23 protein-coding genes are annotated in these 24,476 nt (G+C 68.9%); 10 read left to right on the top strand and 13 right to left on the bottom strand.

The window, feature by feature from the left end; genetic code table 11:
• Positions 1–21 precede the first annotated feature (21 nt).
• Positions 22–2,397, top strand: a complete 2,376-nt coding sequence (gene pabB / locus NAM01S_RS16490) for an aminodeoxychorismate synthase component I (protein WP_067786228.1) — start codon at positions 22–24, stop codon at positions 2,395–2,397.
• 6 nt (positions 2,398–2,403) lie between these two features.
• Here pabB and NAM01S_RS16495 read toward each other — a convergent pair whose 3' ends face one another.
• Complete coding sequence (locus tag NAM01S_RS16495) at positions 2,404–2,898, bottom strand: hypothetical protein (RefSeq protein WP_067786066.1); 495 nt, start codon at positions 2,896–2,898, stop codon at positions 2,404–2,406.
• 133 nt (positions 2,899–3,031) lie between these two features.
• Here NAM01S_RS16495 and NAM01S_RS36145 point away from each other — a divergent pair, with 133 nt between their 5' ends.
• The gene (locus NAM01S_RS36145) at positions 3,032–5,059 is read left to right on the top strand and encodes a TerD family protein (protein ID WP_067786067.1); all 2,028 of its coding nucleotides are present in this window, start codon (positions 3,032–3,034) and stop codon (positions 5,057–5,059) included.
• An 18-nt stretch (positions 5,060–5,077) separates the two neighbouring features.
• Here the strand turns inward: NAM01S_RS36145 and NAM01S_RS16505 are convergent, their stop codons facing one another.
• Positions 5,078–5,557, bottom strand: a complete 480-nt coding sequence (locus NAM01S_RS16505) for an SgcJ/EcaC family oxidoreductase (protein ID WP_067786068.1) — start codon at positions 5,555–5,557, stop codon at positions 5,078–5,080.
• 177 nt (positions 5,558–5,734) lie between these two features.
• Here NAM01S_RS16505 and NAM01S_RS16510 point away from each other — a divergent pair, with 177 nt between their 5' ends.
• Positions 5,735–6,172, top strand: coding sequence for a globin domain-containing protein (locus tag NAM01S_RS16510; protein ID WP_067786069.1), 438 nt, complete (start codon positions 5,735–5,737; stop codon positions 6,170–6,172).
• Between the two features lie 48 nt (positions 6,173–6,220).
• Here the strand turns inward: NAM01S_RS16510 and NAM01S_RS16515 are convergent, their stop codons facing one another.
• Entirely contained in the window at positions 6,221–6,514 is a 294-nt protein-coding gene (locus NAM01S_RS16515) for a hypothetical protein (RefSeq protein WP_067786071.1), read from the bottom strand.
• 266 nt (positions 6,515–6,780) lie between these two features.
• Between NAM01S_RS16515 and NAM01S_RS16520 the strand changes: the two genes are divergently transcribed.
• Entirely contained in the window at positions 6,781–7,056 is a 276-nt protein-coding gene (locus NAM01S_RS16520; protein ID WP_067786073.1) for a hypothetical protein, read from the top strand.
• Between the two features lie 27 nt (positions 7,057–7,083).
• Here the strand turns inward: NAM01S_RS16520 and NAM01S_RS16525 are convergent, their stop codons facing one another.
• Positions 7,084–8,469: a vWA domain-containing protein gene (locus tag NAM01S_RS16525; protein WP_067786075.1), complete on the bottom strand. Its 1,386-nt coding sequence runs from the start codon at positions 8,467–8,469 to the stop codon at positions 7,084–7,086.
• Positions 8,470–8,618: 149 nt separating this feature from the next.
• Entirely contained in the window at positions 8,619–9,362 is a 744-nt protein-coding gene (locus NAM01S_RS16530; protein ID WP_084483007.1) for a TetR/AcrR family transcriptional regulator, read from the bottom strand.
• A gap of 55 nt (positions 9,363–9,417) precedes the next feature.
• Between NAM01S_RS16530 and NAM01S_RS16535 the strand changes: the two genes are divergently transcribed.
• Positions 9,418–10,875: an MFS transporter gene (locus tag NAM01S_RS16535; protein ID WP_067786079.1), complete on the top strand. Its 1,458-nt coding sequence runs from the start codon at positions 9,418–9,420 to the stop codon at positions 10,873–10,875.
• 80 nt (positions 10,876–10,955) lie between these two features.
• Here the strand turns inward: NAM01S_RS16535 and NAM01S_RS16540 are convergent, their stop codons facing one another.
• A complete protein-coding gene (locus NAM01S_RS16540; protein WP_067786081.1) occupies positions 10,956–11,423 on the bottom strand; it encodes an SRPBCC family protein in 468 nt (155 codons plus the stop codon).
• Between the two features lie 292 nt (positions 11,424–11,715).
• Here NAM01S_RS16540 and NAM01S_RS16545 point away from each other — a divergent pair, with 292 nt between their 5' ends.
• The gene (locus tag NAM01S_RS16545; RefSeq protein WP_067786230.1) at positions 11,716–11,913 is read left to right on the top strand and encodes a con-10 family general stress protein; all 198 of its coding nucleotides are present in this window, start codon (positions 11,716–11,718) and stop codon (positions 11,911–11,913) included.
• A gap of 52 nt (positions 11,914–11,965) precedes the next feature.
• Here NAM01S_RS16545 and NAM01S_RS16550 read toward each other — a convergent pair whose 3' ends face one another.
• The 3 genes from NAM01S_RS16550 to NAM01S_RS16560 form a co-directional block, all read right to left on the bottom strand.
• Positions 11,966–12,631, bottom strand: a complete 666-nt coding sequence (locus NAM01S_RS16550; protein ID WP_067786083.1) for a trypsin-like serine protease — start codon at positions 12,629–12,631, stop codon at positions 11,966–11,968.
• Positions 12,632–13,127: 496 nt separating this feature from the next.
• Positions 13,128–14,633 carry an ABC transporter substrate-binding protein gene (locus NAM01S_RS16555; RefSeq protein ID WP_253784089.1) on the bottom strand — a complete coding sequence of 502 codons (1,506 nt, stop codon included), beginning with the start codon at positions 14,631–14,633 and terminating at the stop codon, positions 13,128–13,130.
• A 114-nt stretch (positions 14,634–14,747) separates the two neighbouring features.
• Positions 14,748–16,664 (bottom strand): ATP-binding protein, encoded by a 1,917-nt coding sequence (locus tag NAM01S_RS16560; protein ID WP_067786088.1) that lies wholly within the window; start codon positions 16,662–16,664, stop codon positions 14,748–14,750.
• Between the two features lie 577 nt (positions 16,665–17,241).
• Here NAM01S_RS16560 and NAM01S_RS16565 point away from each other — a divergent pair.
• Positions 17,242–18,171, top strand: a complete 930-nt coding sequence (locus NAM01S_RS16565; RefSeq protein WP_067786090.1) for an alpha/beta hydrolase — start codon at positions 17,242–17,244, stop codon at positions 18,169–18,171.
• On the opposite strand, the gene NAM01S_RS16570 is transcribed toward NAM01S_RS16565, so the two are convergent.
• Complete coding sequence (locus NAM01S_RS16570) at positions 18,149–18,745, bottom strand: TetR/AcrR family transcriptional regulator (RefSeq protein ID WP_067786095.1); 597 nt, start codon at positions 18,743–18,745, stop codon at positions 18,149–18,151. The two genes, NAM01S_RS16565 and NAM01S_RS16570, sit on opposite strands and share 23 nt — an antisense overlap.
• A gap of 266 nt (positions 18,746–19,011) precedes the next feature.
• Positions 19,012–20,088 carry a phospho-N-acetylmuramoyl-pentapeptide-transferase gene (mraY, locus tag NAM01S_RS16575; RefSeq protein ID WP_067786097.1) on the bottom strand — a complete coding sequence of 359 codons (1,077 nt, stop codon included), beginning with the start codon at positions 20,086–20,088 and terminating at the stop codon, positions 19,012–19,014.
• Between the two features lie 198 nt (positions 20,089–20,286).
• Here mraY and NAM01S_RS16580 point away from each other — a divergent pair, with 198 nt between their 5' ends.
• Positions 20,287–20,556 (top strand): hypothetical protein, encoded by a 270-nt coding sequence (locus tag NAM01S_RS16580; RefSeq protein ID WP_067786100.1) that lies wholly within the window; start codon positions 20,287–20,289, stop codon positions 20,554–20,556.
• A 27-nt stretch (positions 20,557–20,583) separates the two neighbouring features.
• Here NAM01S_RS16580 and NAM01S_RS16585 read toward each other — a convergent pair whose 3' ends face one another.
• Complete coding sequence (locus NAM01S_RS16585) at positions 20,584–21,216, bottom strand: TetR/AcrR family transcriptional regulator (RefSeq protein WP_067786101.1); 633 nt, start codon at positions 21,214–21,216, stop codon at positions 20,584–20,586.
• 143 nt (positions 21,217–21,359) lie between these two features.
• Between NAM01S_RS16585 and NAM01S_RS16590 the strand changes: the two genes are divergently transcribed.
• Positions 21,360–22,775, top strand: a complete 1,416-nt coding sequence (locus NAM01S_RS16590; RefSeq protein WP_067786102.1) for a lipase family protein — start codon at positions 21,360–21,362, stop codon at positions 22,773–22,775.
• A gap of 58 nt (positions 22,776–22,833) precedes the next feature.
• Here the strand turns inward: NAM01S_RS16590 and NAM01S_RS16595 are convergent, their stop codons facing one another.
• Positions 22,834–23,304: a DUF4760 domain-containing protein gene (locus NAM01S_RS16595; RefSeq protein ID WP_067786104.1), complete on the bottom strand. Its 471-nt coding sequence runs from the start codon at positions 23,302–23,304 to the stop codon at positions 22,834–22,836.
• A 143-nt stretch (positions 23,305–23,447) separates the two neighbouring features.
• On the opposite strand from NAM01S_RS16595, the gene NAM01S_RS16600 reads away from it, so the two are divergent.
• Positions 23,448–24,386, top strand: coding sequence for an ADP-ribosylglycohydrolase family protein (locus NAM01S_RS16600; RefSeq protein WP_067786232.1), 939 nt, complete (start codon positions 23,448–23,450; stop codon positions 24,384–24,386).
• Positions 24,387–24,476: the final 90 nt, after the last annotated feature.

Here is a 24,476-nt window from a genome sequence, read left to right on the forward strand (position 1 = left end):
AGGCGTAGGGTTTTGCACACCATGCACACGCTGTTGATCGACAACTACGACTCGTTCACCTACAACCTGTATCAGCTGATCAGCGAGGTGAACGGCGTCGAGCCGACGGTCGTGCGCAACGACGAGGTGGACGACCCGGACCGGCTCGGCCTGCACCGTTTCGACAACGTCGTCGTCTCCCCCGGCCCCGGCCGCCCGGATGTGGCCCGTGACGTGGGCATTTCCGCGGCCGTCATCGCCACCGTCGAACTACCGTTGCTCGGTGTGTGCCTCGGTCACCAGGGCATCGTCGTGGCGGCGGGCGGCCTCGTCGCGCCCGCGCCCATCGCGCGGCACGGCTATCTGGACGAGGTCGGCCACGACAACCGCGACCTGTTCGCCGGTCTTCCGCAGGGCTTCACCGCCGTCCGCTACCACTCCCTGTGCGCCATCCGGCCGCTGCCCGCCGAGCTGGAGATCACCGCGAGCACACCCGACGGCGTGATCATGGGCGTGCGGCACCGCGGCAGACCGCAGTGGGGTGTGCAGTTCCATCCCGAGTCCATTGCGAGCGAGTACGGCGCGGCGCTGCTGCGCAATTTCGCCGAACTCACCGCGGCCCACCACGACCGGGCCGAACACGCCGGCGGACGACGACCCGGAGGCATGCAGGCCACCCGCGGCGGAACGGCGACCGTCGAACGTGCCGAAACCCGTGCGGCTCGCCATCGCCCGACCGCCGAAGCGCCGCCGACCGTGCGCAACGCGCTGCCTCTCGCGCGCTCCAGACCGCCCCGCGGCAGCGCCGTGCTCGACGCCGCCGCGAGAACCAGACCGGCCGCGGATTTCGATCCGTCGCGGGACTCGACCCGCACGTCCGGCTTCAGCACCGAGAGAACGGCGATCGACCTCGGCCCCGGCGCGATCAAGACCGGACGGATGCCGCCGGAGCCCCGCCCGTCCACCGAAAGCCCTTATCGCCCAGGACAACCCGAGCGACCCTGGCAGCTGCGCCACGAGATCCTCGACCGGGCCATCGACACCGAGGCCGCGTTCCTTCGCCTCTACCGGGCTTCCCCGACCGCGTTCTGGCTGGACAGCGAGCACGTCGAACCCGGGCTCGACCGGTTCTCCTTCCTCGGCGACGCGAGCGGTCCGCTGGCCGAGGTGGTCCGGTACCGGGTCGGAGACGGCGCGGTGGTCGTGGAGACCGCCGACGGCGGCCGACGCACCGTAGCCGGCGACGTGCTCGACTATCTGGCCGCAGAATTGCGCTGGCGCACCGCCGAAATCCCCGAGCTGCCATTCGACTTCGCGTGCGGGTACGTCGGCTATCTCGGTTACGAGGTGAAGGCCGACTGCGGCGCGAACGCGGCGCACCGCGCGCCGACACCCGACGCGCAGTGGATCTTCGCCGATCGGCTCGTTGTAGTCGACCACGTCGCCGGACGCACCCATCTGCTCGCACTCACCGATCCCGGCTCCGACACCGCGCGCGCGGCCACGGACTGGCTGCGCGACACCGCGGAGGCGCTGGCCACCCTGCCCACCTGGTCGAATCCGCCCACGCTGGAAGTGGATTCGGATATCGCGGCGGTCGAGGGACTGCTCACCCGAGGCCGCGACCGCTATCTCGCCGACATCGACGTCTGCCTGGACCGGCTGCACGCGGGCGAGTCCTACGAGATCTGCCTGACCGACAGCCTCACCGTCGCCGCCGACACCGAAGGCCTCGACTTCTACCGCACGCTGCGCCGCTGCAATCCCGCACCGTACGCGGCGTTCCTGCGCTTCGACGACCTCGAGATCGCCTGTTCCTCACCGGAACGCTTCCTCAAGATCGACCGCGCGCGCACCGTGGAGAGCAAGCCGATCAAGGGCACCGCGCCGCGCGGCGCGAACCCCGCCGAGGACGAGCGCCTGCGCCGCGAACTCGCCGACAGCCCCAAGACCAGGGCCGAGAACCTGATGATCGTCGACCTGTTGCGCAACGATCTCGGCCGCGTCTGCCAGATCGGCAGCGTACACGTGCCCAAGCTGATGGCCACCGAGACGTATACGACGCTGCACCAACTGGTTTCGACGGTGCGCGGCACGTTGCGTCCGGATGTCGACGTGATCGACTGCCTGCGCGCCTGCTTCCCCGGCGGCTCCATGACCGGCGCGCCGAAGCTGCGCACCATGGAGATCATCGACGAACTGGAGACCGAGGCGCGCGGCGTCTACTCCGGCACCATCGGCTTCCTCGGACTCGGCGGCACGGCGGATTTGAACATCGTCATCCGCACCGCCGTCCGGCACGGCGGCGAGTGGCGCATCGGCGCGGGCGGGGCGATCGTGCTGGACTCCGACCCGGAGGAGGAGTACCGGGAGGTATTGCTGAAGGCGGCGGCCACCTATCGCGCCGCCGCCCGCTGAGGCCGGTCAGCGACGCCGCTTCGGCGGCGGGGGCGGCGGTTCCTCCTCACCGGGCCGTCTGCCGCCGAATCCGGTCACCTTGCCGAGCATCGCGATGCCCGGCAACCTGGCCAGCCTGCCGAGCACGTCCTCGCCGAGGGCGATCATCGCCTCCAGGCGCGGCAGCAGCCGGTCGTATGCGGCGAACGCCGGGTCGGCCAGCGCGAGCGTCCGGTCCAACCGGTCGATGGTCGCGTTGAGCCGATCGATGGCCATCGTCAGGTTCTCGAGCAGATCGGGCAGCTGCGCGGCCAGCTGGGCCGAGGCCGGTGGCAGCCGGACGGCGGCGTCGAAAGCGTGTCCCGCGGTCAACTGCGCCGACTCCAGCGCCTGACCCGCGGCCGATTGGGCCGCCTCGACCGCCGTCTGCGCGGCGGCAAGGATCTCCGCGGCGCCGGGGACGCGCGGTCCCGTTGTCTTCGGGGTCTGCTTCTTGCGGCCCGACCCCTTCGGGGTACTCATAGGACTACTGTGCCCGACCGACCCCCGGAACTCCGGTAAATGCCGGACCGCCCGGTCTGTGTCGCCTCGGCGCGCCCGCGCGCGGACCTCGCGAATTCGGCGTGTCGGAGGGTCGTGGCAATATTCGAGCACGATGAAACTGAGCAAGGGCGCGCACGCGCCGGTACCGACATCCCTTCTAGCCGTGGTCGTTTCATGGCGGTCGGAGCATGTCGTCGACGCGCACGCGCTGTTGCTGGACGGGTCGGGCGCGGTGCGCACGGACCGGGATCTGGTGTTCTACAACGCGCCTCGGCACGTGTCGCAGGCGGTGACCCTGGATCAGGAGCCAGCGCCGGGGACCGCGCGGCTGTCCGTCTCGCTGCCGCGCACCGAGAGCGACGTGGACCGGATCGTGGTCAGCGGCTCGCTCGAGCACGGAACCTTCGGCGACATAGCGGGTTTGACGGTGACCGTCTTCGCCGCCGACGGCCCGATCGCCCGCTTCGACATCGAGGACGCCGACGCGGTGACCGCCATGATGTTCGGCGAGTTCTACCGCCGCGACGGTCGCTGGCGGTTCCGCGCCATCGGTCAGGGGTGGGACAGCGGGCTGGCGGGGCTGGTCACCGAGTTCGGCGTCGCGGTCGACGAGTCGCCTGGGCGTCCGGCGCGGCCTTCAGATCCGTTCGCCCGACCGCACGGTGGTGGCGTGCGCGAGGTGGGAGCGGGGCGGTCCCGAGTGCGTGAGGTGGAAGCAGCGCGATCCGGTGCGCCCGAGGCAGGCGTAACCCGGCCCGCAGAGCGCGCGGCGGAAGCGGCGCCGTCCGGCGCGCAAGGTGCTGTCGCGTCGCACGGCACGCGGACCGCGCAGACCGCACCGGACCGGCACCTCCCCGCGGGCGCCCCCTACCCAGCGCGGCAGGCTCCGCACAGCGCCGAGGATGCCGGTGGCGGAGGGACTTCCGCGCGGCAAGGGACCGCCGGTCGCGAATCGGTCGGAGCCGCTGTACCGGCGGACCCGACGACCCCTTCCACCGCGGGCGGACCGACGCGCACCCCGCCGCACGTCGACCTGACCCGGCGATCGCGGCAACCGGCCCCGCCACCACCGCCACCGAATCCCGAACGCGCCGACTGGCATTCGGACCCCGAGGACCCGTCCCGCATGCGCTGGTGGGACGGCTCGGAGTGGACATCGGCGACCTTCCGCGTCACGCCGCCGGGTCCACGCGCCTGCCCGCGCTGCGGAAACGCCCTGCGGCGCAAGCTGTTCGGTGGAACCGCGCCGTGCCAGTACTGCGAGGCCGAGATCGAGGAATTCCTCACCCACTGGCACACCAGAGCCTGGCGGGTGCTGATCGGCTCGGGGCCGCAGGACGAGCCGTGGGAGGCGCTGTGGGCGTCGCTGCGCTACCAGCGCATCGACGAGAACATCGGCCGAACGGCACTGCGCGAGGTCGGGCTCAGTTACGTCGAGCGGCTGGTCACCTTCGCGTTCGCGGACGGCGCGATCCAGCAGTCGGAGTACGACGTCTTCGAACGCGCCATCGCCGAGCTGGCGCTGACCGGACCGCTCATCGAGGACCTGCGCAGGCGGATGCACCGCGGTCGCACGCTGTGCCGGTTGCGCGAGGGCGATCTGCCGGTGGTCCGGACACCCGGTTTGCACCTGGATTCGGAAGAGAAGGTGCACCTCGACCTGGTCGCCACGCATGTGCGGCAGCTGGCCCGCGGGCCGAAGCTCACCGAGGGCAGGCTGATCGCCAGCAACAAGAAGCTGCGTTTCGTCGGCACCGGCGCGGGAGTCGAGATGCCGTGGTCGCGGGTCGTCTCGGTGCACGTCGAGGCGGGGGTCGTGGTGATCGCGGCGACCTCGGCGCGCGGCGGCGCGACCTTCGAAGTCGTCGACGCCGACTACGTCGCCGCCGTATTGGAGGGCGCACTACGGGTCGCGAAACGCCTGGTGCTCACTCCTGGCCAGCGCGACACACGCAGCATCTCCCAGGAAGTGAAAGCCGAAGTGTGGCAACGCGACGGCGGCAAATGTGTCGAGTGCGGCAGCGCCCACTACCTCGAGTTCGACCACATCATCCCGCTCAGCCGCGGCGGCGCCACCAGCGCGAGCAACCTGCAGATCCTCTGCCGCGCTTGCAATCGTGCGAAGGGGGCGCGGATCTGAGGCTCGCAGACGCTTCCGCTACCCGTTCGCTCGTGCCCGCGCGGTCCGCCAGCGCACGTACTCGCCGAACAACCGCACCAGCGGTCCTTCCGCTGGCATCGGTCGCACCCGGGTGTTGTGGAACGCGGCGACGCGCCAGCCGTCCGCGGTGCGCACGAGCACCCAGGTGTTGCGGGAGCGGCGGCCCTTGGGCACCTCGCGCTGCCAAGCGAACGCCACCGAGCCGGTCAGGTGGACGACGGCGACGTCGTCGGTGAGGAAGCGGATGGACTCGATCGAGCCCTCCATCCGCGTCCCGTACAGCACGCTGTCGAACAGCCCGGCGTGCAGGGCGCGGTTGGCCTCCCGTCCGCGCAGCAGCGTCCCGTCGAACGCGACGTAGTCGCTGTCCTCGGTGAATTCGGCCGCGTAGGCCGTCGCGTCGTTGGCGTCCCACGCCCGCGTTGCGCGCGCCACGACCTCGCGGATCAGTGCCTCGTCCTTCGCCCGATCTGTCATCTCGGCTCCTCGTCTCGATTCGGTCGCATCGATCGTGCGGCAAGAACCGCGCGCGGGAGAATCGGGAAACACCCTGAGAAAACACGGATTTCGGGTCCGCTCTCGGCGAAACCGGGCACCTTCCGCGGCGCGCGGGCCTCTAATGGGTAGCAATCGCACCCAGTCGGGAGGTCACCCATGACGAGCATGTACGAACACGTAGGAGGCGAGGAGGCGCTGCGCCGGGTGGAGACCGCCTTCTACGACAAGGTGCTCGCCGACCCGGTGCTGAAGTCGCTGTTCCCCGAGCGCCGCCCGCACCACGTCGATCACCTCACCTGGTTCACCGCGGAGTCGTTCGGCGGCCCGGATCGTTTCAGCCGCGAACTCGGGTTCGACTATCTCATCACGGTGCATCGGCACCTGAAGATCACCGACGAGCAGCGCGAGCGCTTCGCCGAGCTGTACATGGCGGCGTTCGAGGAAGCGGGCCTGCTGGAGTCGGCGGCGTTCCGCGACGCGGTGCGCTCGCATGTGGAGTTCGGCGCGGAGGTGGCGCAGCAGAACTCGCACGCGAGCACCGACGAGGAACTGCATCCGATCCGCGCGGTGCCGCGCTGGACTTGGGAGGGCTGAGCGCCCAACAAACCGCGGCCCGAAAAGTTCGGACCGGTCGGTCTCGGGTCAGCCTCCGACGACGGCGTTCATGATGGTGCCCGCGCTGGTCGCGACCACACCGCCGATCATCGCGCCCGCCACCATCTTCGGCGACTGCAGCGCCCCGCCGGACCATTTCTCCCAGGCGAAGCGGCCGCCCGCGTAGATGATGCTCATGATGCCGGACAGCAGCGCGAACCAGGTCGCGTACCGAACGAACTGCATGAGTTTGTCCGACAACGGCGGCGCCTCGGGAGTCGGGTTACCGATCTGCGCCAGGGTGGAATACGTGTCCCCGACCGACATCAAGATCATGCTCACTGTTGGTTACCTCGGGATTCACCGGTTTCACGGCGGCCGGGCGTCGACCACCACGTCCCACCCATGATCCGGACGGACCCGGCCGCTCGCAAGGCGCTGTGCCACAACGACGTCTGCGCCACAGCGACAGCCTGGCTACGCCGAGCCGGTCACGGTGGCGGAGACGACCGCGCCACGGGCGCGAGGTGTCTGCGTCGGGCCGAAGAACCGGATACCATCTTTTCAGTGATTCTCCTTGTCCCGAACCCGGAATGAGCAGCACAACGATGATCCTGGCCGTCGCATACGACACCCTGGCGCAGATCGGCAATCCGACGCCCGAGGCGCCGCCGGTGTCCGATAAGATCTTGCAGCTCGTCCGCTACCTGACCTGGTTCGTTCTGCTGTCGGGTGTCTGCGGCATCATCTACGCGGGCGGCCGGTTCGCCTGGGAGAAGTGGACCGGCGGCGGACTCGAGTCGCCGAAGATGGTGGCGGGCGCGATGATCGGCGGCGTGGTCGCCACCAGCGCGGGCACCATCATGAACGCGGTGATCGGCTGATCGCCCTCGACCACTGAACGCCGCGGCTCAGCTCGTCACGCCCGCGGCACGCGCGGCGCGCAACCACTGCGGGAATTCGCCGAGCAACCTGGCGTACAGCTGCGCGTCGTCGACGCTGTCGATGTCGTCGAGCGCGAAGAAGCCGGCGTTGTCGACGAGCCTGCCGTCCATCTCGTCGATGCTGCGCAGCAGACCGTAGTTGGCCTGACCGAGCCCGACGAACTGCCAGAACGCGGGCAGCCGTGCGGCTTCCCGCATCAGCGCGGTGATCTCCGGCTTCTTGGCGAAGCCGCCGTCGGTGAAGAACAGCACCAGCGTCGGTCGATCGCCGGGGCGCAGCGTATCGATGACGGCGCGCATGATCGGCAACTCGTCGTTGCGCCCGCCGAGTGCGCCGTAGTCGATGCCCGCGTGCGTGCCGCTGAGATGCAGGTGCGTCTCCGACCACTGATCGCCCTCGGCCACTTCGATATCCGGCAGCTTGGCGTACGACAGCGCGTACAGGTAGGCCTCGAGCGTCCCGTCGTCGTCGAGTTGGGTGGCGATCGGGATCATCCGCTCCACCACCCGGTGCACGACCTTCTTCCGGTACTGCTTCTGCATGCTGCCGGTCTTGTCGATGACGAGCACCACTCGCGCGCGGACGCCGACGGCCCGCTGGTCGATGAGGACCTTGGCGACCTCGCGCTTGCGCATATCGAGCACGGTGCGCTTCTCGAAGGAGAGCTTGGCCTCCCCTGGGACGGTGCGGACCTCGGGTGTGGCCGACGGCTTCACCTCGCCCAGGGCGGATCCGGGGCGCACCACGGCCGGTTGCGTCGATACCGAGGCCGAGACGGTCGACGGAGCGGAGGGCGGCGATACGGCCCCGGCCACGTGCGCGTGGGGCATCGGTTCACTATCGGCGCTCGGCGACGGCTCGTCGACGACCACTCCGTGATCGGTGACCAGCGCGGCGAACCCGCCCGCGTACCCCTGCCCGACCGCGCGCACCTTCCACTGCGGCCCGCGCCGGTAGAGCTCGAGCGCGATCACCACCGATTCGCTGCCCAGCCCCTCGATCGCGTACTCGTACAGGACATTTCCGAACTCGTCCGCGACGGTCGCGACCGGCGGAGCGAATCGTCCGAAGGTGGCGGCGGGGTCGTCCAGGGTGAGCACCGCGCGCACCTGCGCGATCTCGTCGGGCAGGTCGGCGGGCGAGATCGCCAGTGCGGCGGGCGGAGCCGGCGTCAGCTCGACACCGGGCGCGACGGGCTGGTTGAAGAACACGAAGTCCGCGTCGGAACGCACCGTGCCTGCTTCGGTGACCAGCAGTGCCGAGACGTCGACCACCGCCTCGGTGCGCACGGACACCACGACCAGCCTCGCCTCCACCGGCCCGTTCTGCCCCTTGACCAAGAATGTGCCCACCGAAAACTCCTGTCGCCGCGACCGGCTCAGCGTACGGCAGGCCGCAGCCGACCGGCTGAGGTTCCACAACCGGCGGATCGCGTCGGCCGCAACGCCTTCCGGGCATGCGAGTCGCTTCGGCCGTGCACACCCACGTCGGCATCCGCGAACTACGAACCGTCTCGCGCCGCCGCCTCACTCCGCGGCCGCGACCGGTCACCATCGCGCAGACGCAACTCCAGCCCGTCGAGCACGCACACCAGCCCGAAATCGAACGCAAGCGCGCGAGCGACTTCCGGGTCGGTCGGTGTGACTTCGCGGTAGTCGGCGAACATCTCGGGATAGTCCGCGGTGACTTTGCTCATCACCTGCAAGATGCCCTCGGTGTCGTAGTCCTCGCCGACGGCCTTGGCGTACGCGATTTCCGGAAGAACCTGGCCGAGTACGAAGGACATCACCGTGCCGCTGGCGAGGTAGATGTCCACACCGTGAAAACCCGCCTCCGTGAACGCCCGCCGCAGCCGATCGGTCATGCGCATCGCGTTCGGCCCGATGCTCGGGATGTGGCCGATGAGCCCGGCGACCCACGGGTGCGCGCGCATGGTGCCGCGCAGGCTGTAGGCGAAGGCGGTGAGCACCTCGCGCCAGGACGCCTGTTCGGATTCCGGGGCTCGCAGCATCCCCCAGAACTCGTCGAGGACGAGCTCGAGCAGTTCGTCCTTGTTGGCGACGTACCAGTACAGGCTGGTCGCGCCCGCGTTCAGCTTCGCGCCGATCTTGCGCATGCTCAACGCGTCGAGCCCCTCGGAATCGAGGATCTCGCGTGCCGCCGCGACGATCTGCGCGCGATCCAACCCCCACGCCCTCGGCTGCCGGAGTTCGCGGGTCCATACCGAAGTGAACTGCTTGGCCACGACCATGATCCTATATTCACTCGCACACTGTTCGAGAAACTAGTACGGTGTGCGAGTGGAATCGAACACTGTACGAGATCCCCGCCGCTGGTGGGTGCTGGGGGTCCTCTGCCTGTCCTTGCTGGTGCTGATGATCGACGGCACCGTCCTCAATCTCGCCATCCCGTCACTGATCCGAGAACTCGGCGCCACACCCTCCGACGTGCAGTGGATCCTGGACGCCTACGTGCTGGTCTTCGCCGGACTACTGCTCACGGCGGGCAGCCTCTCCGACCGGTTCGGGAGGCGGCGGATGCTCGTCACGGGCCTCGCCGTCTTCGGCGCGGCGTCGCTGGCCGCCGTCCTCGCCACCGAACCGTGGCAGGTGATCGCCGCCAGAGCCGCGATGGGCGTCGGCGGCTCGCTGCTCATGCCGTCGACGCTGTCCATCCTGATGACCACCTTCGCCGAGGACGAACGGCGCACCGCGATGGCCGCGTGGAGCACCGTCTCGATGGTCGGCATCGTCGCGGGGCCCACGCTGGGCGGGTTCCTGCTGGAGCACTACTGGTGGGGGTCGGTGTTCCTGTTGAACATTCCGGTCGCGGTGCTCGCCATCGTCGCCGCGCTCGTGCTGATGCCGGAGACCACCGGCGAGCAGCGGCCCGTCGACCTGGTCGGTGTGCTGCTGTCGGTCGTCGCGCTCGTCTCGATCGTCTACGTCATCATCGAGCGCGAATGGAACATCCCGGTGATCGTGCTCGCGGCGGTGGCGGCGCTCGGATTCGTCGCGTGGGAGAGCCGATCGGAGCATCCGATGCTGCCGCTGGGGGTGTTCCGCAATCGGGACTTCACCGGCACCTGTTTCACGTTGCTGCTCATGGTCTTCGGCATGGGCGCGATCATGCTGATGCTCACCCAGTACCTGCAGTTCGTACTCGGGTACGGCCCGATGAAGGCGGGTCTGGCACTGCTGCCGTACGCGGTGGCGGCGGCCGTGTGCAACGGACTCGGCGCGACGCTCGGCAAGACGCTGAGCAACAAGACGCTGATCGTGTCCGGTCTGCTGGTCATGGGCCTGGCCTTCGCGATCCTCGCCGTCGGAAGCGGCTACACCTGGGTCCTGGTCAGCATGCTGGTGATGGGTGTCGGCGGCGGCTTGGCGGGACCGGCCGCCTACGCCGCCATCATGAGCGCCATTCCGCTGGAGCACGCGGGCGTCGGCTCGGCCATGAACGACACGCTCCAACAGGTCGGCATGGCGATCAGCATCGCGGTGCTCGGCAGTGTGCTCGCTGGGGTGTTCACGTCGAACATGCCCGCCGACGCGCCCGAGGCCGCGCGCGAATCCATCGGCGCCGCATTCCAACTCGGCTTCGAGGAACCGGCCAAGACCGCGTTCACCGAAGCGATGTCGAGTGGTGCGTGGATCAGCGCGGGCTTCAGCATCGCCGCGGCCGTGCTCGGCCTGCTCCTACTGCGGGCGCGGAAGACGCCGGTCGCCGAACCGGAGGCCGAGTCCGTGCGGGCGTAGCCGAGTGGGCTCTGTCTTGGATGAATCAGTCGCGAGGGCGCGCCGTTCCGCTGGACGGCGCACCTCGATACGTCTCGCCCTCAGGCCTTGTCGCCGAGAGATTCCCGGTATCCCGCCAATACCTGTTCGCGCAGGCTCTTCTCGGTGTGCCGGATGGCGGGGCCGACGAAGGCTTGGATGATCTTGTCCAGTGCGCGTCCGGCGAATCCGCCCGGCACCCGGTAATCGACAACCACGCCGATCTCGGTCGTGCTCTGGTCGATGGCCGCGAAGCTCCAGCGGACCGTGCCCTCGATGCCCTTGATCGCGTGCAGCGAGACCTTCGCGCCGTCTTCCCATTCGATGATCTCGGCGCGCATGTGCAGTGTGGTCGGGCCAAGGTGCAGTGCCGTGTCGAACACCGCGCCGACGCCGGAGGTCTGCTCGCCGACCGGCGTGAAATGCCGAACTCCGAACATCCATTTCGGCACGTTCCGATAGTCCGCGACGTACTCGAACACGAAATCCACCGGCGCCTCGCCGGTCGCCGAGTGCTCGACATGCCCCATGACTGCTCCCCTTCCGCCGGTCCGCCCCGTTCATATCGAGGGTAGGTGGTGATGCCGGATGCTGCCCCGCAGCGGAAGCCTCTGCCGCGGACCGTGATTCAACTCACGCACCACACTGGCTCGCCTGCCTCGGACAGCTCCTGCGCCGCCGCGAACCCGGCGCGTGTCCGACATCCGTCCACCGCACCGACGATCGCAGCGCATGTTTGTGTCCAGCGGCCCCGGGTAGCGCCATCAGTGGTGGCGCAATCCCGCGTCACCGCGACCGCCGACCTTCCGAGGGAGGATGACGATGGCAGACAACCGACGAGGTTTCGCGGCAATGGATTCCGAGCAGCAGCGCAGGATCGCCAGCCAGGGCGGCAAGGCCAGCGGCGGCAGCTTCGACAACGACCCGCGAAGGGCGAGCGAAGCGGGCAAGAAGGGCGCCGCGGCCCAGCCGGTCGAGGCCAAGCGGCTCGGCGGCCGGCACAGCCACCAGGGCCGCTAGCGAACCGCACTGGAAGAGCGGGACTTTGCGTCCCGCTCTTCCCGGCTTCGAATCACTCCACGTACCACCGGAAGTGGTCGGGACCTTGCGCGTGGGCATCGATGGTGTCGCGCAGGTAGTTGGCCGACTCGACGAGCACGCCACCGGATTCCAGGCTGCCGATCACGATGCCGAGGAAGGCCGCACGTCCCTCCGGGGTCGGGAAGTAGACGATGCCGCCCGAATCACCGCGGTCGGCCACGAAATCCGCGACGAAGAAGGTCGCACCGACCTCGGTGACCCGGCCGCAGGTCCAGTTGGTCGCCCAGCCGACGTGGCAGACCTCCTGTCCCACTTGGGCATCGGTGTAGGTCGACTCGATGCCGAAGTTGCCGAGCGAGGCCGAGACACCCACCCCGGCGGCCAGCCGGATGAGCGCGAAGCCCAGCCCGCCGATGGTGGCGTCGTCGCCGTAGCTCTGCTCGTAGCGGCCGATCACCCTGCCGCTCTCGTCGTAGACGGTGCGTCCTTCTTGAAAGCAGTGCGCGGCGGTGACCGCGTACTGCGCGTCGCCCATGTGCCCGGTCGCGCCGACCGAGCAGATGCTCTCGCCCGTCGTGATGGTCATGCCGGGGTAGGCGATGCCCTGCGCTTGCGCGGCGGCGGGGAACGCCGCGCCGAGACCGGTCGCCAAGGCCGCCGCCAGCAGGAGCTGCGTCAGCTTGTTGCGGTAGTTCATGTTCACGCTTCCTCATGGGTGGCCGAGGCGCGGTCGGCCGGTGTAACTCGATGCGCCCGATCGGCGGAAGGCTCGCCGCGAATCCACGGACAGCCGACCGACGCACGCCCCGACACGCGAGACGATCGGCTACCCGAAACCCGGATCACGCGGCGGACTCGCCCACTCCCCCTCACCCCTGACGAACGACCTCTCGCCGTTCGCGCCGTACCGTATCACGCACCGCCGACACCACCGTCAGAGCGCCGAATACGCAGCGCCCCTTGATGAATCACGGCTGCTCCGTGGTGCGGAGCAATGCCCGATGCGGCGCGAGGGTACCCTGCCCAGGCCGCCGCGGACCCGTCACGCACGGGCTTGGTGCACTCCGGGATCTGTTCGCGGCGACGGAAATGCCGGTGCCAGCGGTCCGGGTGCCGACCGCCGCGAACCCGTCACGCCGTCGACCGGGCACAGTCGAGGGCCGGCGGTCCGGGTGCCGACCGCCGCGAACCCGTCACGCCGTCGACCGGGCACAATTAGGAATCGGCTCGCCGGGCTTCGCCTCGACGGTCGGCACGTACGGCCTGCCCCCTGCTTCACCCGCGGGGCACAGTCGCACCACCGCGGGACCCGGTCCGGCCCGGTTACCGCTGTTGTCGAAGACGATCGGGCCGCCCGCGCCGTTCACCGCGAGATCGGGTGAGGTGAAGCCGCCGATGGTGATGTTGACCTGACTGCGCTGAACCGTCGACGCGGCCGGGAGGGCGCGCACCGCGGCCACGACGGTGCTAAGCGCGTCGTAGGCGTTGACCGCCCAGCCGTCGCCGATGTGCGCGAGGTCGAATCCGGCTGCGGCGTATGCCTCTTCGAACGCGCCCCACTGCGGATTGCCTTGGTCGGGTCCGTCCGCCCCCGCGACGCGGGTGAACAGCAGCCGAACGCGTCCGCTGGAGAAGCTCGGCGAGCGCAGTGCCTTGCCGCGCAGATCCTCCAGTGCGGCATCCGATTCCGCGGTGCGCAGGCGATTGCCGTCGGAGGTGCTCAGCACCGTGATCGAGGTGGCCGCGCACTGACCGTTGGTGTACGACTCGTCCAGGCTGTAGAGCAGCCGACCGAGATCGCGGCCGCGGGCCAGATAGGCGATCGTCACGTCCGCGGCCGTCGCGCAGACCCGTCGCGCCGTCTGCGAGACGGTGGTCGGCTCTTCGGCGTCGAACTTCACCTCCAGCAGCTCGCCGCCGTACTGCCGGTGCAGCAACGGCAGCGTCGTGCAGGTGTACGGGTCGGACCCGCCGGTCGGAACCATGACGAAATCCGGCCGCGTCGGCGCGACGGCGCCCAACGCGCGCACCTGCACCGCGACGCGGAAGGCGACCCGGTAGAAGTAGTCCTTCCCGACACCCCCCGGGTAGGTGATGTCCTCGTCGCACCGGGCGAAGTCGGGATCGTCGCCCGCGGAACCGCTTTGATCGAAGCCCTCGGCGGTCACCAGGTCCGACACCATCGGAATCTTCTCGGCGGCAAGCAGATCAGCCACTTCGGCGGTCGTCTGATCGCTCAGCCCTATCCCCGCGACGGCGACCACGTCGCCGCGCTGCGCCAGCTTCCGCGCCACCGCCAGCGCGTCGCCCCGGCGTCCGTAATCGCCGAGATTGCCTACGACGAGCCGCAACGGGTGCACGCATCCGGTGCCGTTGGCCCGGCGCTGACCGACGGCCATGCCCTCCAGTTCGTGCACGGCGCGGCTGCCCGCCAAATGGTCGGTCATGGTCAGCAGCACACCGACGGTCACCGGCGTGCCGGGACATCCGTCGGCCGCAGTGCGGTTCTGCTCGTCGACGACCCGCATGACGTGCTCGAACGCGGGAAGGCCGAAAGCGTAGGGACCTTCGGACAATCCGACGCACTGGTCGCCCGCCGCCCACGCCGCCGTGTTCGGCCAGCCGTCGTTGCAGGTGGCCAGGCGCCGCAGGGGATCGCGTGCCGCGAACGCGCCAACCGCGCCGACCACTAAGATCACGACGACGCCCAGTCGGACCCAGTCGGTCCATGGTCGCGGAATGGGCCTGTGCCGCTTGGGGAATAGGCCTGCCAAGTAACGCGACTCCACAGCGGGCTCCTCATCGAGGTCGGGTCAACGGGTTCGGCGAGCGCGTTCGTGATACTCGTTGGCGCGCAACAGGAACGGGCTTCGATCGGTGGCATGGTCGGCGAGCCGTTCGTAGCTGTGCGCCACCCGTGTGCACAGGATCGACCTTCGCTCGTCGCGAGCGACCCGCGGGTCCGACTCCTCCGCGGGCACGAGCGCGAGCAGCGCCGCGATGTGCTCGTCGCGACTCGTGGCGCGGTCGCTCCCGTCGACGAGGGCGGCGTCCGGCCTGCGCGGATCGGACATCTCCACGATCTTGTCGAACAGCGACAACCACCCGGTAGCGGCCATGGTCGGCAGCAGCTCACCGAGTTCCTCGACGATGTCCGTGCCGCGGCGCAGCAGCCGCGTGTAATACAGCCTGCTCGCTCGATCGCCGGAAGACACTGTGTCCAACAGCTTTTCGAACACTTCGGCCCAGCCGGGGCGACTGTTCGTGCGCGCCGCCAGCTCGCGCAGACCCATGCGACGAACGAAGGCGGGTAGCACCGCGCTGTTGCCCGGTCCGCTCCACAGCGACGGGGATCGGAACAGCGGCGAACGCTCCCCGATCCCGGAAGGCAGCATCGGGACGAGGCGAAGCGCGTCGCCCTTGGTGCGGGCCGCGGACACGGTGACGAGCGCGTCGAGCATGCTCTCGTCGAGTTGCTTGCGCGGGTCCAGGTCTCTGGCGAACGCCCCCAGCAGGTGGCGTTGGACGGCGGTTCCCGGCCCCGCGTGGTTGCCGCGCAACAAGGCGTCCAGATCGTCGGTCGACTGCCGACGCATCCGGTCGAGGACGTAGGCGGTCGCGGCGGGGTGGCCGTCGGTCAGCTGGTAGACCCGTTCGCCGATCCGGTCCGCCTCGATCGAGGTGACCTCCTTGGCCAGGGTCTTGACCTCGAACTCCGTGAAGTCGCCGAGCCGCAACCGCGCCCACGCGTCGCGTGCGGTCGGGTCGGCGCGCCGGCGCGGCGTCCACGTCACGGGCGCGGCGACCTGTCCGTCGAGTTCCTCCGCGAGCACTCCGGAGCTGGTGGTGACGAGCGTCAGCGGATCCGTCAGTGGAGAACCGGTGGCGGCCATCGCCTTTCGCGCACGCAGCAGTGCGCTGGTGAAGGCGATCGCGGCCGGGGCGTCGCCATCGTCGAGCAGCACAACGACATTCGACGGTCGTCCGGCGACCCGCGCCGCGCTGTGCCGCAGGTCGGCGAGGAAGGCGCTGATCAGCAGGTCGTCCACGCCGCGCCGGATGGCCGGGTCCTCGCTGGCCGCTTTGATGGCGAGTTCGATGAGCACGGTCTCGGCGTCGGCCCGCAGCCCGAGGTCCTGGTGTCCGTACCAGGAGACCGCCGAGCCCCAGGTGATCTTGGTGATCAGCCTGCCGCGAGTCAGCCTGCCCACCACCAGGTTCGACAGGTGCTGGCTCAGGGTCGGCGCGATCACGCTGGCGCCGGGCAGCTTGATATTGGCGGCCTGCGCGCCGACCAACCCGACCAGATCGCCGATGAAGCCGACCAGCGCCGCGCGATCCTTGTACTGATTCAGTACCGTGCGCAACCGTTCTCGATGTTCGGTCGCGGGGATCTCGGTGAAGTTCTCGTTGATCGCGATCTGCGCCACCACGATGCGCGGAAACGCCATCGGGAAGCCGGGCAGATCCATGCTCAGGCCGAGCATCGCCGCGGCGAGCACCGGACGGGCCGGGTTGAATTGGTCGTACGGACGTTCCAACGGCCGGACCAACACGGTCGGCGTCCGTCGCTGCCACCGGTCGAGCACCTGCTCGAGCACGGTGGTGCGCCCCGACCCGCCGTACCCTTCCAGCACCAGCACCGGGTTCCCGGTTTCTTCGGTGTTCCCCCTCGGAACCCGCACCAGGGTGTCGATCAGTTCCAGCAGCTCGGCGCGCCCCACGATCACCAAGCCTCACCTCCCTCGGGCTTGCGCGCGACTCTAGCAGCGCGGCGCCGATTCCGCTGTGAGACAACTCGATCCGCGTCCCAAGGAGGTGTGGCGGCGGGCTCGGCGTGGGCTGGGCGCGGGTTCGCCGCGGTAGCGCGACACCCGACCGTCGATGTGGCAGATCTTGCACAGCATGCGGGGCACCGGATCCAAAGGGTCCATGTCGGTGGCCAGCGGGCGCACATCGGCGAAGCCGTCCCGCCCACCTGCCTGCCTGCCGGACCTTCGCGCGCCCAAGCACGGCAGCCTCGCTCGCACACAGGTTTTGCACGCCTCACATAGGCGGTGGCTATGTGAGGCGTGCAGACGGTTTGTGGGATATCGCGTGGTCTCTCCCGATGCAAGCAGGCGGTCGGTGCGGCGGCGTGCTCACCCGCCCGGTCAGCCTTCGGCGGCGAAGGGGTTCCGAATGTGAGCTGGTTATCGCGGAGGCTCGGGAGGCGCCCATCTTCGCAGGTCAGCGGGTCCTTTGCGGCCGAGTCGACCGGGTCGAATGCGAGTTGTGGGGCAGGACGCCGGGCCGGAGTCTGGGTACATGGAATACCTGCGATACGCCCAGTTCCTGCCCGCCGGCTATCGACGCGAACCGCTGGTCGAACCGACCTCGACCTGGTGGCAGTGGCGCGGGCGCAGCGTGCACGTCGCCCGGGCGGTGCGTCCCGATGCGGCGGTGCGGGTGCTGCTCATCCACGGTGCGGGTGGGCACGCGGGACTGCTCTGGCCGTTCGCCTCGCTCGCCGCGAACGAGGGCGTCGAGGCGATGGCCATCGATCTGCCGCTCTACGGCGACACCGTCGAACCCGATCCGAACTCGGTGCGCTACGCCCACTGGGTGCGGCTGCTCAGCGAATTCGTCGGCGCCGAAAAGGAATCCGACGACCGGCCGCTGATCCTGTTCGGCGCGAGCATGGGCGGGATGCTCGCCTACGAGGCCGCCGCGCGGACGCGAGCGGTGGCGCACGTCGTCGCCACCTGCCTGCTGGATCCGGCCGACCCCGCGGCGCGCCGGGCCGCGGCACGCTGGTCGTTCACGGGCGGCTTCGCTCCCGAATTGCTGCGATCGCTCACACCGCTGGCCGGACTGCGGGTGCCGATCCGGTGGTTGGTCGACATGCGGAACATGAGCCTCGATCCCGCCCTCTCCGACCTGTGCGGCAGGGACCCGAAGGGCGGCGGCGTGCACGTCCCGCTGGGATTTCTCGCCAGCTTCCTGAACTTCCGGCACACCCCGCCGGAGGAGTTCACCGCCGCACGGGTCACGCTGGTGCATCCGGGGGCCGACCGGTGGACGCCGCCGTCGCTCAGCCTCCGGTTCCTGGCCAGGATCCCCGGCCGGACCCGGGCCGTTCTCCTGGACGGCTGCGGTCACTTCCCGATCGAAGAACCCGGCCTGAGCCAGCTGGCGACGACCTTGCGCGCGGTGCTGGCCGAAACGTCCGCGCTCACGCCGCCGGATCGGCGGTGATCCGGCGGACCAGTTCCAACAGCCGCTCGGTGTCGAGCCGGTGTGGGATCAGCACCCGATGCAGCTGAACGTCCACGGCATGAACGACGGTGCGCGCCAAATAGTTCGGATCCTCGCCACCCCGGCCGCACCGCTCCAGGTGGAACGCCACCTCGTCGACGAACCGGTCCTCGAACGCCCGCATCGCCGCCACCTCGGCTGGCAACCGGGGCGCGACCCGATGCAGCACCGCGTGCAGTGTGGGCCGGTCCCGGTGCAGGTCGACAACCGCCTCGAGGATCGCCCGCATGGTCTCGTCGAACCCCGGCCGCGTCTCGCGCGCCTCCGCGAACACCGCGTCCAGCCGCACCATCGCCTCGGCCACATGCCGTTCGGCAAGCGCGTGCAACAGCGCGTGCTTGTTCGGAAAATACTGATATAGCGACCCGATCGACACCCCGGCGCGTTCGGCGATCCGATTCGTCGTCGTCGCCAACCCCTCCCGCCCGAACATCTGCGCGGCCGCCTCGAGCAGCGTGTCCACGGTCTCCTTCGACCGCCGCTGCCGCGGCGCCTTGCGCGGTGTATCGGCCATGATCCCTCCACGGTAGTCCGCGTCACCCGCATCGCGCCCGCCCGCCGTCCGTCACCAGAAACGCAGGGAGCCAGCAGCACGGTGTCGCCCGAGCGGGGCGAATCCGGCGGCGCGTGCACCGGCGGGCCGTCATGATCGGGCGCCCGGCGCGGCGACCGAAGTGCTCTCCAGCCGAAGCGGAGGGCAGTGACGCGGTGCGCCGGTATCCCACGGCGACGACCGCAGGTTCTACCTCGCCCCGGCTGCGAGACAGACGCCGTTCGAGGTCAGCCGACGACGGCGAGATATTCGCCGTAGAAGAGCATGAGCCCCACCGCCGCGGCGATGCCCGCGAGGAGCCAGAAGCGGATGATGACCGTGGTTTCGGCCCATTTGCTGAGTTCGAAATGGTGGTGGAACGGGGCCATCTTGAACACCCGGTTGCCCGTGGTGCGGAAGACGACGATTTGCAGCAGGACCGAAAGGATCTCCGCGCAGAACAGCGCGCCGACCACGGCCATCAGCAACTCGGTGTGGGTGGTGATGGAGAGGCCCGCCAGCAGGCCGCCGAGGGCCAGCGAGCCGGTGTCGCCCATGAAGATCTTCGCCGGCGCGGCGTTCCACCACAGGAATCCGATGCACGCCCCGACGCCCGAGGCGCAGACCACCGCCAGATCGAGCGGATCGCGGACCTCGTAGCAGCCCGGAGCGGCGCCGGTCGCGCACGCGTTGGTGTACTGCCAGAAGGTGATGATCACGTAGGCGCCGAGCGCGAAGCTCATGGATCCGGCGGCGAGACCGTCGAGGCCGTCGGTGATGTTCACGGCGTTCGACCAGGCCACCACGAGGAAGCAGACGACGAGCAGGAAGCCGACCACCCCCAGCGACATGGCGGTGAAATCCCGGACGTAGGAGATGTGCCTGCTGGCGGGCGTCAGCCCGGCGCCATCGGAAAATCGCAGCGCAAGCACGCCGAACAACACCGCCGCGCCGAGCTGGCCGATGTACTTGCCCGTTGCGGTCAGGCCGAGATTGCGTCGCTTGCGCAGTTTGATGGAGTCGTCGAGGAAGCCGACGAACCCCAGAGCGGTCGCCAACCCGAGAACGAGCAGCGCGGAAGCCGACGGGCCATCGACGCCGTCCCGGACCACTATCATGTGCGAGCCCAGATATCCGGCCCACAGACCGGCGATGATGGCTATGCCGCCCATCGTCGGCGTGCCGCGCTTGGCCTGATGGCTTGCCGGGCCGTCGACCCGGATCTCCTGACCGAATTGCCTCGTGACGAAGGCCTTGATCAGGAACGGCGTCACCATGATCGACACCGCCAGCGCGATCATCGCCGAGAACAAGATCTGATTCATGGGCTCCCGTACCGCCGCTGAGCTTCCGCCCGATCCACCACACCCGTACGCCTCGGTCAGATGCTAGCCAACGCGCGCGGTGTACGCCGGATTCGGGTCGAACCGGCACGGACGTGTTCCCGATCGTTCGCCGAATACCGGATTCCGCCTTACCCTGAGATGGCAAGGGGCACACGGCGATACAGGGGAGGGCGCGCGATGCGCAGTCTGGAAGACCGATTCGGCGACGTCATCGACCAACTCGAGGGTCTTGGCGACCGGCCGACACTCGCGGAGGTCGACGAGCTACACCACTTGATCGACGACCTCGACTACGAGCTGCAGACCACGACGGGCCTCGGCGCCCGCCGCTACGAACTGACCAAGCGCAGCAGGCATTCGCACGCCCTGCTCGGCGAGGCCCGAAACCGCGCCCTCGACATCACCGACGAATGGGAAGTCCCGCAGACCATCGACCGGCCCTACTGACCGCCGCAACGCGAGTATCGAGACGAACTATTTCCGCTGCCGCGCCAGGGATTCGGCGTAGGTCGTCAGCATGTCCAGGACAAGGGTGAAGACCGCGTCGTCGCGCTCGGGATTCGGAATCACGCCGCGCACTATCGCCTGACCGGAGAACAAGTGCAGCGTCAGGAAGAACAGCGGCTCACGGATCCGCGGCGGGAAATCGCGCAACACCTCGGTGCGCTCGACCTCGGCGACGATCTCGGCGTAGTACTGCTCCACCGTCGGCGCGATCCGGTCGCGCAATTCGGCGTCCGATCGCGCCGCCAGGTAGATCTCGCGCAGCGCGTGGGTGATGGTGGACGACTGCGCATCACGTAGGAACCGCAACGCGACTTCCAGCGGATTCTCCTGAGCGCCGAGCTGTTCCATGACGGCGCGGAATCCGGCCAGCTGCCGGGTCACGATCTCGTCGGCCGTGCGCACGACGAGATCGAGTCTGCTGTCGAACTGCCGGAACATCGCCCCGACGGAAAGCCCGGCGCGCCCGCAGATCTCCTGGACAGTCGCGCGCTGATAGCCGACTTCACCGATCGCCGCGATCGTCGCCTCGATCAGCTTGGCGACGGTCGCGGCGCGGCGCTGCTGTTGGGTGCGACGTGGGCGGTCGGCGGAATCGGTCACGGCTGCCCATCCTGCCGCTCCGCCCGAGAGACACCGGCCATCGGGTCGACGTGATCGTTGACACACCGCCACCCCGGTCCTACAGTCACTCCAACTTAGGAAACGATCGCTCTCTTTTTGGGCGCGCGGCAGAGGGGTACGAGATGAAGCCGATCAAAGTCAGGGCCGCAACGACGGCGGCGCACGCGTGCTTGGCATTGACCGCAGGGTTGACCGTCGCTCTATGCCCGGTCGTAGTGAGCGACGCGGTCGCCGAGCCCGTGCCGGTGGCCCCTCCGCTGCCGTTCCCGGTCCCGCCCGCGCCGCCGTATCTCGATCCCGCGTTCTACCAACCGGATCCGGCCCGCGTCGCCGCCGCGCAGCCCGGTGAGATTCTGCGGGCCAGACAGGTCAACCTGGCCAACTTCTGGCTCATCCCGCTGAACGTCAAGGCGTGGCAGCTCTCCTACCGCAGCACCAACACCCGCGGCGAACCGATTCCGGCCGTTGCCACGGTGATCGTGCCGCACCGGCCCGCGCCCACCGGCGAGCGCGGCCTGCTCGCCTTTCAGTTCGCCGAAGACTCGCTGTCGGTGAACTGCGCACCGTCCTACGCGCTGCAGATGGGATCGCTGCCCAACCCGCTCAACCCCGTCATCCCGTTCGAGTTCATCGAACTGCAGGCGATGCTCCAGTTGGGCCATGCCGTAGTGGTTCCCGATCACCAAGGCCCGAACTCCGCCTACGCCGTCGGCCCGCTCGGTGGCCGCATCACGCTCGACGCGATCCGCGCCGCGGAGAACTTCGAACCGGCCGGACTGCCCGGATCGTCCACCCGCGCGGCGATGTGGGGCTACTCCGGCGGCGCCATCCCCACCGCGCACGCCGCCGAATTGCAGCCGGAGTACGCGCCGGAGCTGAATCTGGTCGGAGCGGCAGCCGGCGGACTGCTCGCGGATGTCGCGGCGGGCGTCGACTACAACAACGGCACCTCGGCGTTCACCGGAGCCGTCTTCGGCGGATTGCTCGGCGTCGCCAGCGAGTATCCCGAAGTCGACCGGTTCCTCGACCGATACATGAACCCATTGGGCCAAGCGCTACGTGTGGTTCACGAAGGACAGTGCGTCGCAGTGCAATTCGCCGGGTTTCCGTTCCTGAACATCAAGGGGCTCTTCGACTACCCCGGCGATCCGCTCAGGGCGCCCGAGGTGCAGGGAATTCTCGCCGAACTCGCCCTCGGCAACCGGGGCACGCCGGAAAGCCCGCTCTACCTCTACCAGGCGCCCTTCGACGAGGCCATGCCGATCAACGCGGTGAACAAGCTCTACGACACCTACTGCGCCGATCCAGACGCCCAGGTCTCCTACACGCGCGACATCCTCGCCGAGCACGGCATCGCGGCCGTCGCGGGTGCGGGCTCGGCCGCGATGTGGTTGAACGACCGGCTCAACGGCGTGCCGGCGCCCGAAGAGTGCAGCAACCGGGACGTGGCCAGCCAGATCCTCGACCCCGGTGCGCTCGCGGCGTTCGTCGGCGCGATCGGCCAGACTCTCGCCTCGGCGCTTGGTATGCCCGTGTGAACGACTCTCCGTCCAGCGGGTTTAGCGATGAAAGGCCTAGTGCGACTAGGGCACCGGTTTACCGCGACTGCCGCTGCCCGTGCAGTTCGGTGGCGCGTCCGGCGAGCCACGCGAAGTCGTCCCACAACTCGGGTGCGCCCCGATCCGAACGGTACTTCTCGACCAGCGGTCGCAGAACACTCCAGCACGTCCGGAGCGAATCGCCCCACGAATCGGCGACCACGTCGGTCGGGATGAACCCGTTGCGGCACATGATGGCGACGCAGTCGTAGCTGTGGCAGACCCGTTCGGCGCGCAGGATCTCGTCCTCGGACCAGGTGTCGAACTCGCGAATCCGCAAGTCCCGCATGACGAAACGCCGATCCTGACGCAGCGCCTCCCCCTGCAGCATGTCGTACACCGCTTTGAAAGCGCTGGCGTAGGTCGTCTTCCGCATCTCGGTCACCTGCCACACCACCAGCGAAGCCGCGACGAGCGCGATCACCGCAGTCGCCACACCAGCAGCGGCGGCAACCGCCGACGAATCCATGCCACACCTCGCGTGAGTGATGCCAGAAGTTCCGAAAGCAGCCTAGCGGAGCGCGTCATCCGGAGCGCTCGGGTGGACGGAAGATAGGAGTCGTGGCTTGGTGGAAGCGGCGACCCGCATCGAACGTGACGCATGTCGGCCTGATGCTCGATTCGCTCGACGGGCTGTCCGTTGGTGATGCGTTGGGCGCGCAGGTCTTCGCGATGGGCCAGTCGCTTCCGGATCTCATGGCGGGCTCTCCGCCTGCCGGACAGTGGGCGTGGACCGACGACACCGAAATGGCTTGCAGCGTAGTGGCAGAACTTCGTGACCACGGTGGCATCGAACAGAATCGACTGGCCGCTGGTTTCGCCGCTCGGTATGAGCCGCACCGCGACTATGGCTTCGCAACGGTCGGGACACTGCGACGAATACGGGACGGCATGGTCTGGCGGGAGGCGGCCGGGGCCGCGTTCGATGGCCAAGGTTCGTGCGGCAATGGTGCGGCCATGCGGGTCGCACCGCTGGGCGCGTACTACGCGGACGATCCCAAAGTGATTGTCGCCGAGGCGATCCGGTCGGCCCAGGTGACGCATCTGCATCCCGAAGGGGTCACCGGCGCGGTCGCGGTGGCACTCGCGGCTGGACAGGCTGCTCATGCTCGTCTCACCGGAACACGCCCCTCACCAAGCGACTTCATCACCGCGATCGTCGACCGCCTCGATGCGGGTGACACGAGCCGACGGATTCACCGCGCTCGCGCACTGCTCGAGACGACCGCTGTGGAAGCCGCGCATGAACTCGGCAACGGATCTCGGGTAACCGCGCAGGACACGGTGCCGTTCACGATGTGGGTCGCGGCAACGCATCTGGACGACTACCCGGCCGCGAACGCCACATGTATCGCGGCCGACGGAGACGTCGACACCACCAGTGCGATCGTCGGCGGAATCGTCGCCGCCTACACCGGTAGCGGCAGCCGCCCTCGCTCGATCGGGGTGCCAGAGGCGTGGCTCGCCGCTCGAGAACCTTTGCCCGCCTGGTTCGATCCGGCCAGTCGTACGCGACGACGGCAGGGTGCTGGTCCCGTTCGAGATTGGTGATCCGGTCCCTTCATCGGGGGTAACTCCGGCGGCATCGTCAACGGCACGACAACGACCGCGGGCCAGCGGCAGGCACAACCAATAGTTGTG

Origin of the sequence: Nocardia amikacinitolerans NBRC 108937 (genome assembly GCF_001612615.1) — a bacterium.
GTDB lineage: Bacteria > Actinomycetota > Actinomycetes > Mycobacteriales > Mycobacteriaceae > Nocardia > Nocardia amikacinitolerans.